The organism is Pseudomonas sp. AMR01, assembly GCF_041946035.1.
GTDB lineage: Bacteria > Pseudomonadota > Gammaproteobacteria > Pseudomonadales > Pseudomonadaceae > Aquipseudomonas > Aquipseudomonas antarctica_B.
Window position 1 is genome coordinate 78,661 of record NZ_JAUTYR010000005.1, and the last position, 12,970, is coordinate 91,630.

Consider the following 12,970-nt stretch of genomic DNA (forward strand, 5'->3'; position numbering starts at 1 on the left):
CGTGTCAGGTTCCGGCTGGTGCATCCGGCACTTGCGGCAACGCAGCGCCTTTGGGCCACAGCATCCAGATCTGCCCCTGCTGCTTCATGTTCCCTGCCAGTTCCCCGGCTGCCTGGCCAGTGCCCCAGAACAAGTCCGCGCGCACTTCGCCGGTGATCGCGCCGCCGGTGTCTTGGGCGGCCACAGGCCTTGTGATCGGCGAGCCATCCGGCTTGGTCGTCGACAACCACAACAGGCTGCCCAACGGAATCACCTTGCGGTCCACCGCCACGCTGTAGCCGGCCGTCAGCGGCACGTTCAGCGAACCACGCGGGCCTTCATTGCTGTCGGGGCGGGCGCTGAAGAACACGTAGCTGGGGTTACTCGCCAACAGTTCAGGAATACGCTGCGGGTTGGCCTTGGCCCAGGCGCTGATGGCGCCCATGGTCACGTCTTCTTTCTTCAGTGCGCCTTGCTCAACCAGCCAGCGGCCGATTGGGCGATAGGGGTAGCCGTTCTGGTCGCCATAACCAACCCGAAGTTGCCGCCCGTCTGCCAGTTGAATGCGCCCCGAGCCCTGGATTTGCAGGAATTGCAGGTCCATCGGGTCGGTCAGCCAGGCAATCGGCTTGGCAGTGGAGCCCTGGCCATTGATGGTACTCGCATCGTCATAAGGCTTGAGTACGCGGCCTTCAAGGCGGCCACGCAGGCGTTTGCCCTTGAGTTCGGGGTAGATGCTTTCCAGGTTGACGATGATCAGATCATCCGGCACGCCGTACACCGGCACGTGGGCGGTGGCGGTTTCGGTCAGGCTGCCGGGGTAGACCGGTTCGTAGTAGCCGGTGATCAAACCGTTCGGCGTGTTATCCGCCGAGCGCAGGCTGAACACATCCAGGCGCTCCTTGAGAAAACCGCGAACGGCCGGCGCGTCTCCCGGCACTGTGGCGGCGGCGGCACAGGTTGCGCCCCAGACCGGATCAGCCTTGAGGCGTTGGCAGGCGCTGCGCCAGGATTCAAACCCGGCCAGCAAATCGCTGTCGGACACGGCTGGCAAGGCTTCCCACGGTGCACTCACATAGGTGGCGACAGCATGGGGTTTCACGGCGTCGTCTTTTTTGCCGGTGTCTTTGCCGCCATCGCAGCCGGCCAGCAGCGCGATCATTGGTAGAGCCCACGCCAGTCGGCGGCTCCAGGGTTTCAACGTGACATTCATACCAGTAATTCCTGTAGCGATTGCCCGGGCATTGGATGCCGTCGGGCAACCCTTATTATTAATAGGGCTATTGGTCTTTGCAGGCGGGGCGAGGATACTGGCCGCCATTTTCTGTGACCTTGAAACCCACATGACTGTTAAAAGACTGACCGTAGTTCTGCTGGCCTGCCTAATATTGTCCGCCTGTGGTGGCGTCGATCCGAATTCACCCTTGGGTCAGCGCAAGGCGATTTTCAAGCAAATGCTCAAGACCAGCGAGGACCTGGGTGGCATGTTGCGTGGGCGTATTCCGTTCGACGGTGCAAAATTTGCCGACGGCGCGGTCAAGCTGGATGCGTTGTCCCATGAGCCCTGGAAGCATTTCCCGAGCGTGCGCGAAGACGATCACACCAGCGCCAAAGACAACGTGTGGCAGCAGCAGGCTCGTTTCCAGGCGTTGGCGCGAAACCTTGAAACGGCCACCGGTGAATTGGTGAGCGCCAGCCAGGTCCAGCCTTACAAAACCAGCAACCTTGGGCCGGCCGTGCAGAAGGTTGAAGATGCCTGCACCGCCTGCCATAAGCAGTTTCGCGACCACTAAGCGCATTTACTCGTCGAGTTCCTCTACGGCGTCCTGCAGCTCTTTGCGGGACTGGGCAAGCTTGTCTTTGCGTTTGTTGATCTTGTCTGCGTCGCCCTTTTTCATGGCCTTGTCGAGGTCGGCCTGACGGCGGCTGACCTCGTGCTTGGCATCAAGCACCTTGTTCTCGCGCTCTTTGCGCAAGGATGCGTCGGTGCAGTTGGCGGTGACTTCGCTCAGGGCTTTTTCCAGGCCCGCTTGCTGTTCGCTGTTGCCATGGGCCTTGGCTTGTTCGATCTGGGTGCTGATGGCCTGGCGCTTGGCAGCGCAGCCGTTGAGTTGCGGGGCTTCTTCGGCGGCCAGCAACGGCGTGGCCATAAAGCTTGCGACGGTTAACAGGGCAAGCGGGGCGAGAAATTTCATAAAGGGCTCCAAATGTCGCAATCAGATGGCAGGGTGAATTCTGCCGTTGGTTAAAAGGGCTCGAGTCGATTCAAAAACCGTCAATACCCGCCACACGTAATGTTTCAGCCAGAGCCTGAACGTGCGGGTCGCGAAAAAAAGCGCTCAGTTGCGCTGCGCGAACCGGGCCGATGCCATCACTGGCCAGCCAGGCCTGGGTGTCTTTGGCGACCAATGTCTGCCAGTCACCTTCAAGGTTGTTGCGGGCCGCAGGCGGTACGCCCAAGGCTTTGAGCCATTGTGCAAACGGGCGTTGCCGCGCACTTTGAATGCTGTCGAGCACCCGCGCACGGCTGCGCTCGCCGAAGCCATCAATGTTAGCAAGCTCTGCCGCATCCAGGGTCAACCAATCGAGAAAGCCTGCGATTAGACCGGCCTGGATCAATACGTTCCAGGTCTCGCGCCCCATGTGCGGCATGGCCAGGCCCTGGTTGCCACTGAGCCAGGCGAGGCGAGCGAGCAATTGCTCCTCGCAGCCGGGGTCCAGTTGCCAGCAACTCAGGGCGTGATAATCCGCGGCATCGGGCACGGGCACCTGCACCCTGGTTTCGTTGCGCAGAATCACCCGCTCCAGCCGCGGAATGACCTGGCCGGCAAGGCTGATGGACACCTGATCGCCGGGGCGTATATCCAGCCTCTGCCAGCGTTTCAGCGAGCCAACGCTGACGCGGCTGATCTGCCGGTCATCGAGCCGCACCGGTTCCAGCTCCAGGATGGGCGTGATGCGCCCGGTGCGGCCGATCTTGAAATTCACCGCTCGCACCAGTGCCAGTGCTTTGGCCGCCGGGTATTTCCAGGCGACTGCCCAGTAAGCGTCGCTGGCCTGCCAGCGTTTGGCGGGCGCTCGCGCCGCCTGGTGCAACACCACGCCATCGCTGGCGAAAGGCAATGGGTGGTTGTACCAGTAAGTGCGCCAGTGCGCGGCCTCGGCGATGGTCTGAACGGGTTGGCTGTAACGCCCCGTGTCGCTGAAGCCCAGGCGTGCCAGGGTGGCCAGGCGTTCACTGAAGTCTGCCGTGCCGTCGGGCCAGGCCCAGACGAATAAGCCGATCCCGGCACACTCGGCGTCGCTCAATGGTTGTCGGCGGTTCATCAGCCCGGCTACTTTGCCCCGGGCACTCAGCCCGCCGCGTGTGGATTGCACATGATCGGGCAGGCGCCAGTAGAGTTCGCCTTGCAGCACCAGGTCGATGGGGTCCGGCAATTGCTGGACGATGCCGGGAAGCGTGCGCGCGGCAGTTGACCAGTCCTGGCCGAGCAAGCCGTCGCCTCGGCTGATGACCTGGCTCAACCGGCCTTGGCGATAGACCAGCGTCACCGCAACGCCGTCGACCTTGGGCTGAATCCACACCTGTTGGCGTGTGCCAAGCCAATCGCTAACCGCCGGCTCATCCGGCAGTTTGTCCAGGCCGGTATGAGCGACCGGGTGCCGCAGTGTGCCGCGTGAGCTCTTCAGGGGCGTGTCAGCTTCCCGAGTGAGGTCAGGCGCGCATTTGCGCCAGCGGGCAAGGCGCTGGCGAGCCTGGTCGTAAAGCTCATCACTGACCGGCGATTGGCCGAGCCGGTGGTAGCTGTCATCCCACTCGCTGATCTGTTTGGCCAGGGCGCCGACCTGTGACCGGGCGTCGTCGGGGCACGCTTCGGCCCATGCCAGGAAGGGCAGGGCGCTGAGTAAAAGAATTATCAGTAAACGCATCATGAGCATCCTTGCTCGAAAAGGGTGCCCAGCCTAAGTCATCCGCTCACTCCCAAAACAGCCTGGTGGCACGGCGAAATTGTTAGCTGATTTCTGTAACGGCCAATAAAAAGCCCCGCCGGGCGAACCCGGCGGGGCTGTGTGTACCGTGAGCGATTACAGGCCGGCGGCGGTGCGCAGGTCGTTGGCTCGGTCGGTTTTTTCCCAGGTGAACGTGGTGAAGGTGTCGTCGCCGACAGTCTTCTGCGCAGGGGTACGACCGAAGTGGCCGTAGGCTGCGGTTTCCTGGTACATCGGGTGCAACAGGTCGAGCATGGTGGTGATGGCGTACGGGCGCAGGTCGAAAATCTCACGCACCAGCTTGACGATCTTGTCATCGCTGATCTTGCCGGTGCCGAAGGTATTCAGCGAGATCGACGTAGGCTGGGCCACACCAATGGCGTAGGAAACCTGAATCTCGCAGCGCTCGGCCAGGCCGGCAGCGACGATGTTCTTGGCCACATAACGACCGGCGTAAGCCGCCGAGCGGTCAACCTTGGATGGGTCTTTACCCGAGAACGCGCCACCGCCGTGACGGGCCATGCCGCCGTAGCTGTCGACGATAATCTTGCGACCGGTCAGGCCGCAGTCGCCTACCGGGCCACCAATGATGAACTGGCCGGTCGGGTTGATGTGGAACTGAGTGTCTTTGGTCAGCAGTTCGGCAGGCAGCACGTGCTTGACGATCAGCTCCATCACGCCTTCGCGCAGGTCGTTGTAGGACACGTCCGGGTTGTGCTGAGTCGACAGAACAACAGCGTCGATGCCGACGACTTTGCCGCCTTCATAGCGGCAAGTCACTTGGGACTTGGCGTCCGGGCGCAACCACGGCAGCAGGCCGGATTTACGGGCTTCGGCCTGGCGCTTCACCAACTGGTGGGAGAAGGTGATAGGCGCTGGCATCAGCACTTCGGTTTCATTGCTGGCGTAGCCAAACATCAGGCCCTGGTCGCCTGCGCCCTGATCTTCAGGCTTGGCGCGGTCAACGCCCTGGTTGATGTCGGGGGACTGCTTGCCGATGATGTTCATCACGGCACAGGTCGCACCGTCGAAGCCCACGTCTGAGCTGCTGTAGCCGATGTTGGTGATCACATCACGAACGATCTGCTCCAGGTCGACCCAGGCAGACGTGGTGACTTCGCCGGCGATGATCGCCACGCCCGTTTTCACCAGAGTCTCGCACGCCACACGGGCGAACTTGTCTTCAGCAATGATGGCGTCCAGCACCGCGTCAGAAATCTGGTCGGCGATTTTGTCCGGATGCCCTTCAGACACGGACTCGGAGGTGAAAAGGGAGTATTCGCTCATCTCGATGTTTTCCTGATATTTACCGATGGTGAGTGTCGCCAGCCGGCCGCTGAAAATGGCGGACCTGAATCTGGAAACCATTACGTAAACCTACATAGAGGCTTTCCCCGGGAACGAGTCCCGCAGCGGTGGCCCAACGGGCCAGATCGTCCTGTTCAAAACCCAACCAGAGATCACCGCAGGCCTCCCTGGCCCAATTCTGGTTGTGGCTGCATAAATCCGTAACCAGCAGGCTACCGCCGGGGTGCAGCAACCCGGCCATCTGCTTGAGGGCGTCGGCGGGGGCGGCAAAATGGTGCAAGACCATGTTCAGCACCACGCAATCGGCCCGCAGGCTGGTGTCATTCAGGGCGTCGGCCAATTGCAGGTTGACGTTGCCCAGTGCCTCGCGCTCGCAGAGCTGGCGCGCCAGTTCGAGCATCGCCGGGCTGTTGTCGAGTGCCGTGACCTGTTGAAAACGGCGCGCCAGTTCCGGCAGAAAGCCGCCGTCGCCGGGGCCGACTTCCAGCGCCGTCGCTTCATCACTGAAGCTCAGCTTGTCCAGCAGCGCCAGTACGCTTTCGCGGTATTGGGCCAGGCCGGCAATCAGGTCCTGTTGGGCGCGAAACTTCTCGGCCACCCGTGAGAAAAAGTCCTGGCTGGCGGCGGCGCGTTGCCCGTGAACCTGTGCGATACGCGACTGCACGTCACTCGGCAGGCTCAGGCTGTCCACTTCTTCAAGCAGGGCGGCATGCAGCTTGCCGCCGAGCAATTCGGTGTGGGGCAGGGCGCGGCGGTAAAAAATCGCATTGCCTTCGCGGCGTGTGGCAACCAGGTCGGCCTGGGCCAATACCTTCAAGTGGTGGCTCATGCCGGACTGGCCGATGGCGAAGATCCGCGCCAGCTCCAGTACACCGAACGAATCGTTGGCCAGTGCGCGCAACACGTTCAAACGCAACGGATCGCCAGCGGCCTTGCATAAGGCTGCCAGTTCATCGCCGTCGTCGGGACGCAGGGAGGGCACGGTTAAGTTCATAAGGCCAGCAGTCTAGAGACGGGTGGAAATCCCCGCAAGGGCAATATCAAAAAGTTTTGATATTGATCGATAAGTGGCGGTTATAAGCAGCCGCTATTACCTTTGAACGAACCGGCAGGCCCTTTCTGCAAGGCGTTACGCTGCAAACGGCAGTAAAAACACCCCCAAGTGACTATCTGTCATTGCCCGCAGGCGGTGGCTGAGGGAAAATGCCGGTCCTTTTTTCCGTTTCTTTTATTCAACCTCCAGGAGATCAGCGATGCCCAGCCGTCGTGAGCGTGCCAACGCCATTCGTGCCCTCAGCATGGATGCCGTGCAAAAAGCCAACAGCGGCCATCCCGGTGCCCCGATGGGCATGGCGGATATCGCCGAGGTACTTTGGCGTGACTACCTGAAACACAACCCGAGCAACCCATCGTTCGCCGACCGTGACCGCTTCGTGCTGTCCAACGGCCACGGCTCGATGCTGATCTACTCGCTGCTGCACCTGACCGGCTACGACGTCACCATTGATGACCTCAAGAGCTTCCGCCAGCTGCACAGCCGCACCCCGGGCCACCCGGAATTCGGCTACACCCCAGGCGTCGAGACCACCACCGGTCCCCTGGGCCAAGGCCTGGCCAACGCCGTTGGTTTCGCCCTCGCTGAAAAAGTTTTGGCGGCGCAGTTCAACCGTCCAGGCCACAACATTGTCGACCACCACACCTACGTGTTCCTGGGTGATGGCTGCATGATGGAAGGCATTTCCCACGAAGTGTCGTCCCTGGCCGGTACTCTGTGCCTGGGCAAGCTGATTGCCTTCTACGATGACAACGGCATTTCCATCGACGGCGAAGTCGAAGGCTGGTTCACCGATGACACCCCGAAGCGTTTCGAAGCCTACAACTGGCAGGTGATCCGCAACGTCGACGGTCACGACCCGGAAGAAATCAAGATCGCCATCGAAACCGCGCGCAAGAGCGAGCAGCCGACGCTGATCTGCTGCAAGACCACCATCGGTTTCGGCTCGCCGAACAAGCAAGGTAAAGAAGACTGCCACGGCGCCCCATTGGGTGACGCGGAAATCGCCCTGACCCGCGAAGCACTGAAGTGGAACCACGGCCCCTTCGACATCCCGGCTGACATCTACGCCGAGTGGAACGCCAAGGAAAAAGGCCTGGCCGCTGAAGCCGAGTGGGACCAGCGGTTTGCTGCCTACTCCGCTGAATTCCCAGCGTTGGCCAACGAGCTGGTGCGCCGCCTGGCCGGTGACCTGCCTGCCGACTTCTCGGAAAAAGCCTCGGCCTACATCGCCGAAGTCGCCGCCAAGGGCGAAACCATCGCCAGCCGTAAAGCCAGCCAGAACACCCTGAACGCCTTTGGCCCATTGCTGCCTGAGTTTCTTGGCGGTTCGGCTGACCTGGCCGGTTCCAACCTGACCCTGTGGAAAGGTTGCAAAGGTGTGTCGGCAGAAGACGCCAGCGGCAACTACATGTACTACGGCGTGCGCGAGTTCGGCATGAGCGCCATCATGAACGGCGTGTCCCTGCACGGCGGCCTGGTGCCTTATGGCGCAACCTTCCTGATGTTCATGGAATACGCACGTAACGCGGTACGTATGGCTGCGCTGATGAAGAAGCGTGTGATCCATGTGTACACCCACGACTCCATCGGCCTGGGCGAAGACGGCCCGACGCACCAGCCGGTCGAGCAACTGACCAGCCTGCGTACCACACCGAACCTGGATTGCTGGCGCCCAGCCGACGCGGTGGAATCCGCCGTGGCCTGGAAGCACGCCATCGAGCGCAAGGACGGCCCTTCGGCGCTGATCTTCTCGCGTCAGAACCTGCAGCACCAAGTGCGTACCGACGCGCAGATCGCCGACATCAGCCGTGGCGGTTATGTGCTCAAGGACTGCGAAGGCGAGCCGGAACTGATCCTGATCTCCACCGGTTCCGAAGTCGGCCTGACCGTTCAGGCATACGACAAGCTGACCGAGCAAGGCCGCAAGGTCCGTGTGGTGTCGATCCCGTGCACCAGCGTGTTCGAAGCCCAGGACGCCGGCTACAAGCAGTCGGTGCTGCCGTTGCAGGTCAGCGCGCGTATCGCCATTGAAGCGGCTCACGCCGACTACTGGTACAAGTACGTGGGCCTGGAAGGCCGCGTGATCGGCATGACCACCTACGGTGAGTCGGCGCCGGCGCCAGCCTTGTTCGAAGAGTTCGGTTTCACCCTGGAAAACATCCTGGGTCAGGCTGAAGAGCTGCTGGAAGACTAAGGCTGTAAATTGGGGTGGCTGGACTGGCCTCTTCGCGAGCAAGCCCGCTCCCACACTTGACCGAGTTCCAGCATGAGAATGCGGTCAGAATGTGGGAGCGGGCTTGCTCGCGAAGGCGGCGGCACATTCACCCCATTACCCAAGGTAATCGAGAACCCCATGCCTCAACCGCGTCCCTACAAAGTTGCACTCAACGGCTACGGCCGCATCGGTCGTTGCGTCTTGCGTGCGCTGTTCGAGCGAGGGGCGGCGGCCGGGTTTGAAATTGTGGCGATCAATGATTTGGCCGACATGGCCAGCATCGAATACCTGACACGCTTTGACTCCACCCACGGCCGCTTCCCCGGCGAAGTGCGGGTTGAAGACGACTGTCTGCACATTAATGGCAACTGCGTGCAGGTCTTGCGCAGTGCTACCCCCGAAGGCATCGACTGGCAAGCACTGGGCGTCGACCTGGTGCTGGAATGTTCCGGTGTCTATCACACCCGTGCCGATGGCCAGCGTTTTCTCGACGCCGGCGCGCCGCGTGTGCTGTTTTCCCAGCCGATGGCCAGCGAGGCGGATGTCGACGCCACCATCGTCTACGGCATCAACCAGGATTGCCTGACCGGCGATGAGCTGCTGGTGTCCAACGCGTCCTGCACCACCAACTGCAGCGTGCCGCTGTTGCGCCTGCTGGATCAGGCGATCGGCCTGGATTACGTGTCGATCACCACGATTCACTCGGCCATGAACGACCAGCCGGTGATCGATGCTTATCACCATGAAGACCTGCGCCGCACGCGCTCGGCGTTCCAGTCAGTGATTCCGGTGTCCACCGGCCTGGCCCGGGGCATCGAAAGATTGTTACCGGAACTTGCCGGGCGAATTCAAGCCAAAGCCGTACGGGTGCCCACGGTGAACGTGTCCTGCCTGGACATCACCATGCAAACCGTCAGCGACACCGACGCGACTGAGGTCAACCGGATCTTGCGCGACGCCGCCACCAGCGGCCCGCTCAAAGGCCTGTTGGCCTACACCGAGTTGCCCCACGCCAGTTGTGATTTCAATCACGACCCGCATTCGGCGATTGTCGATGCCAGCCAGACCCGCGTTTCCGGCCCACGGCTGGTGAACATCCTGGCGTGGTTCGACAACGAATGGGGTTTTGCCAACCGCATGCTCGACGTGGCAGAGCACTATCTGCACATCGCCTCATCCAAATCTGCCCTTTAAATAAGTCAATTCAGGAACTGCGACCCATGACCGTGTTGAAGATGACCGACCTCGATCTGCAAGGTAAGCGCGTACTGATTCGCGAAGACCTCAACGTCCCAGTCAAGGACGGTGTTGTCACCAGCGATGCGCGAATCCTGGCCTCGCTGCCGACCATCAAGCTGGCCCTGGAAAAAGGCGCGGCCGTGATGGTCTGCTCCCACTTGGGTCGCCCGACCGAAGGTGAGTTCTCCGCCGAAAACAGCCTCAAGCCTGTCGCCGACTACCTGAGCAAGGCTTTGGGCCGCGACGTGCCGTTGGTGGCTGACTACCTGGGCGGCGTTGACGTCAAGCCGGGCGACATCGTGTTGTTCGAGAACGTGCGCTTCAACAAGGGCGAGAAAAAGAACAGCGACGAACTGGCCCAGCAATACGCGGCCCTGTGCGACGTGTTCGTGATGGACGCTTTCGGCACCGCACACCGCGCCGAAGGTTCGACCCATGGCGTGGCCAAGTTCGCCAAGGTTGCAGCGGCTGGCCCACTGTTGGCAGCTGAACTGGATGCACTCGGCAAGGCGCTGGGCGCTCCGGCGCAACCGATGGCTGCCATCGTCGCCGGCTCCAAAGTCTCCACCAAGCTCGACGTGCTCAACAGCCTGAGCGCCATCTGCAACCAGTTGATCGTCGGCGGCGGCATCGCCAACACGTTCCTGGCCGCAGCCGGCCACCCGGTGGGCAAGTCCCTGTTTGAGCCGGACCTGCTCGACACCGCCCGCGCCATCGCCGCCAAGGTCAGCGTGCCATTGCCGGTGGACGTGGTAGTTGCCAAGGAATTCGCTGAAAGCGCTGAAGCCACCGTCAAGCTGATTGCTGACGTGGCCGACGACGACATGATCCTGGACATCGGCCCGCAAACCGCGGCCAACTTCGCCGAACTGCTGAAGTCGTCCAAGACCATCCTGTGGAACGGCCCGGTCGGCGTATTTGAGTTCGACCAGTTCGGCAACGGTACCAAAGTGCTGGCCAAAGCTATCGCCGAAAGCTCGGCTTTCTCCATCGCCGGCGGCGGCGACACTCTGGCGGCCATCGATAAATATGGCGTTGCTGACCAGATCTCCTACATTTCTACCGGTGGCGGCGCATTCCTCGAATTCGTCGAGGGCAAAGTCCTGCCAGCCGTTGAAGTCCTGGAAACCCGAGCCAAAGGCTAAGGCTCGTGATCCGGAAAAGGAGCATTCCCATGATCAAGTCGTTGGTACTGGTGATCGCAGCGGGCCTGTTGGCCGGCTGCGGCAGCACGCCACGCGCGGTACCCGAAGCTGAAAAGCCCGGGCCTTCGCAGAAAAAAAGCTGCTACCAGGCTGACTGGCAGGCCGAGACCATGCCGGTGATCAACAAGCGCATCGGCAACGAGCGGCTCGAGGAATACGACGCCGCGCCCAACGGTCAGGAACAGGGTTGCCCTTGATGGGTCTGATCAACTAACCGACAGCAGTGGCGGCCCCTGGGCCGTCGTTCGAGGATTGGCAATGAAAGGCGTTTTCGCCCTGGCAGCCCTGGCCTTGTTGGCCGGTTGCAGCAGCATGAACATGTTCAGCAACAAGGCAGAGCCTGCCGACAAGTGGACCACCTGGACCTGCGACAGCAAGGCCGAGGTCAACTGGCGCTTTGCCAATGCGGCCCGCAACGAGGTAGATGTACGCCTCGGCGGTTCCGATCAGATGTATCGCCTCAAACAAGACGTTGCCGCCTCGGGCGTGCTGTACAGCGACGGCCAGTTGGCGTTTCACACAAAAGGTGAGGAAGGCCTGGTTTACTGGGTCGCCACAGATGATTTGATTGGGCGCGGTTGTAAAGCCCAATAAGATCTCAAATTTGATGAGATCCAATGTGGGAGCAGGCTTGTGTGGCGAGGGAGCTTGCTCTCGCTGGGCTGCGCAGCGGCCCCAAGATCTTGGGAGCGCTTCGCACTCCAGCGGGAGCAAGCTCCCTCGCCACAGCAAGCCAGCTCCCACATGATTCGGTTCCAAACAGGGATTTGAGTCAGCAATAACGATTCAGCAGCTCAAGCCTTAACTTCTTGATCTGCAATAACTTGAATAGCAGCCGCCGCTACGGCAGGCTTGCACGATTAACGACCCTCTACCGGGAGAGACAACACAATGGCACTTATCAGCATGCGTCAAATGCTGGACCACGCAGCCGAGTTCGGCTACGGCGTTCCAGCCTTTAACGTCAACAACCTTGAGCAGATGCGCGCCATCATGGAAGCCGCTGACAAGACCGACTCCCCAGTGATCGTGCAGGCTTCGGCCGGTGCCCGCAAATACGCCGGCGCGCCGTTCCTGCGTCACCTGATCCTCGCTGCGATCGAAGAATTCCCGCACATCCCGGTGTGCATGCACCAGGACCACGGCACCAGCCCTGACGTGTGCCAGCGCTCCATTCAACTGGGCTTCAGCTCGGTGATGATGGACGGCTCCCTCGGCGAAGACGGCAAAACCCCAACCGACTACGAATACAACGTACGCGTCACCCAACAAACCGTGGCCATGGCTCACGCCTGCGGCGTGTCGGTTGAAGGCGAGCTGGGCTGCCTGGGTTCCCTGGAAACCGGCATGGCCGGCGAAGAAGACGGCATCGGCGCCGAAGGCGTGCTGGATCACAGCCAAATGCTGACCGACCCGGAAGAAGCCGCCGACTTCGTGAAAAAGACCCAGGTCGACGCCCTGGCCATCGCCATCGGCACCAGCCACGGCGCCTACAAGTTCACCAAGCCGCCGACCGGCGACGTGCTGGCCATCGACCGCATCAAGGAAATCCACAAGCGCATCCCGAACACCCACCTGGTGATGCACGGTTCTTCCTCGGTGCCTCAAGAGTGGCTGGCGATCATCAACCAGTACGGCGGCGACATCAAAGAAACCTACGGCGTGCCGGTTGAAGAAATCGTTGAAGGCATCAAGTACGGCGTGCGCAAGGTCAACATCGACACCGACCTGCGCCTGGCCTCCACCGGCGCGATGCGTCGCCTGATGGCCACCAACCCGAGCGAATTTGACCCGCGTAAATTCTTCGGCGCCACTGTGACCGCCATGCGTGACGTGTGTATTGCGCGTTATGAAGCCTTCGGTACGGCGGGTAATGCTTCGAAGATCAAGCCGATCTCGCTGGAAGCGATGTACCAGCGTTACTTGAAAGGTGAGTTGAACGCCAAGGTCAACTGATTAACTACAGTTGTAGCGATA

The 12,970-nt window shown here is 61.1% G+C and carries 12 protein-coding genes; 7 read left to right on the top strand and 5 right to left on the bottom strand.

Annotated elements, in window-relative coordinates:
• Positions 1 to 4 precede the first annotated feature (4 nt).
• A complete protein-coding gene (locus Q7C20_RS06930) occupies positions 5 to 1,192 on the bottom strand; it encodes a murein transglycosylase A (RefSeq protein ID WP_375066516.1) in 1,188 nt (395 codons plus the stop codon).
• Positions 1,193 to 1,322: 130 nt separating this feature from the next.
• Between Q7C20_RS06930 and Q7C20_RS06935 the strand changes: the two genes are divergently transcribed.
• Positions 1,323 to 1,772, top strand: a complete 450-nt coding sequence (locus tag Q7C20_RS06935) for a c-type cytochrome (RefSeq protein ID WP_375066517.1) — start codon at positions 1,323 to 1,325, stop codon at positions 1,770 to 1,772.
• A gap of 6 nt (positions 1,773 to 1,778) precedes the next feature.
• On the opposite strand, the gene Q7C20_RS06940 is transcribed toward Q7C20_RS06935, so the two are convergent.
• The 4 genes from Q7C20_RS06940 to Q7C20_RS06955 form a co-directional block, all read right to left on the bottom strand.
• Positions 1,779 to 2,174: a DUF1090 domain-containing protein gene (locus tag Q7C20_RS06940; protein ID WP_375066518.1), complete on the bottom strand. Its 396-nt coding sequence runs from the start codon at positions 2,172 to 2,174 to the stop codon at positions 1,779 to 1,781.
• 70 nt (positions 2,175 to 2,244) lie between these two features.
• Positions 2,245 to 3,912: an NAD-dependent DNA ligase LigB gene (gene ligB / locus Q7C20_RS06945; protein WP_375066519.1), complete on the bottom strand. Its 1,668-nt coding sequence runs from the start codon at positions 3,910 to 3,912 to the stop codon at positions 2,245 to 2,247.
• Positions 3,913 to 4,065: 153 nt separating this feature from the next.
• Entirely contained in the window at positions 4,066 to 5,256 is a 1,191-nt protein-coding gene (gene metK, locus Q7C20_RS06950; RefSeq protein ID WP_375066520.1) for a methionine adenosyltransferase, read from the bottom strand.
• A gap of 19 nt (positions 5,257 to 5,275) precedes the next feature.
• Entirely contained in the window at positions 5,276 to 6,271 is a 996-nt protein-coding gene (locus tag Q7C20_RS06955) for an ArsR/SmtB family transcription factor (protein WP_375066521.1), read from the bottom strand.
• Positions 6,272 to 6,530: 259 nt separating this feature from the next.
• Between Q7C20_RS06955 and tkt the strand changes: the two genes are divergently transcribed.
• From tkt to fba, 6 genes are all read left to right on the top strand, one after another.
• On the top strand, positions 6,531 to 8,528 hold the full coding sequence (tkt, locus tag Q7C20_RS06960; RefSeq protein ID WP_375066522.1) for a transketolase: 1,998 nt from the start codon (positions 6,531 to 6,533) through the stop codon (positions 8,526 to 8,528).
• Between the two features lie 159 nt (positions 8,529 to 8,687).
• Entirely contained in the window at positions 8,688 to 9,743 is a 1,056-nt protein-coding gene (gene epd / locus Q7C20_RS06965; RefSeq protein WP_375066523.1) for an erythrose-4-phosphate dehydrogenase, read from the top strand.
• Positions 9,744 to 9,769: 26 nt separating this feature from the next.
• Positions 9,770 to 10,933, top strand: coding sequence for a phosphoglycerate kinase (locus Q7C20_RS06970; RefSeq protein ID WP_375066524.1), 1,164 nt, complete (start codon positions 9,770 to 9,772; stop codon positions 10,931 to 10,933).
• A 29-nt stretch (positions 10,934 to 10,962) separates the two neighbouring features.
• A complete protein-coding gene (locus tag Q7C20_RS06975; protein ID WP_348059747.1) occupies positions 10,963 to 11,190 on the top strand; it encodes a hypothetical protein in 228 nt (75 codons plus the stop codon).
• Between the two features lie 61 nt (positions 11,191 to 11,251).
• The gene (locus Q7C20_RS06980; RefSeq protein WP_375066525.1) at positions 11,252 to 11,587 is read left to right on the top strand and encodes an MliC family protein; all 336 of its coding nucleotides are present in this window, start codon (positions 11,252 to 11,254) and stop codon (positions 11,585 to 11,587) included.
• Positions 11,588 to 11,884: 297 nt separating this feature from the next.
• A complete protein-coding gene (fba, locus tag Q7C20_RS06985; protein ID WP_003177554.1) occupies positions 11,885 to 12,949 on the top strand; it encodes a class II fructose-bisphosphate aldolase in 1,065 nt (354 codons plus the stop codon).
• The last annotated feature ends 21 nt before the right edge of the window (positions 12,950 to 12,970 follow it).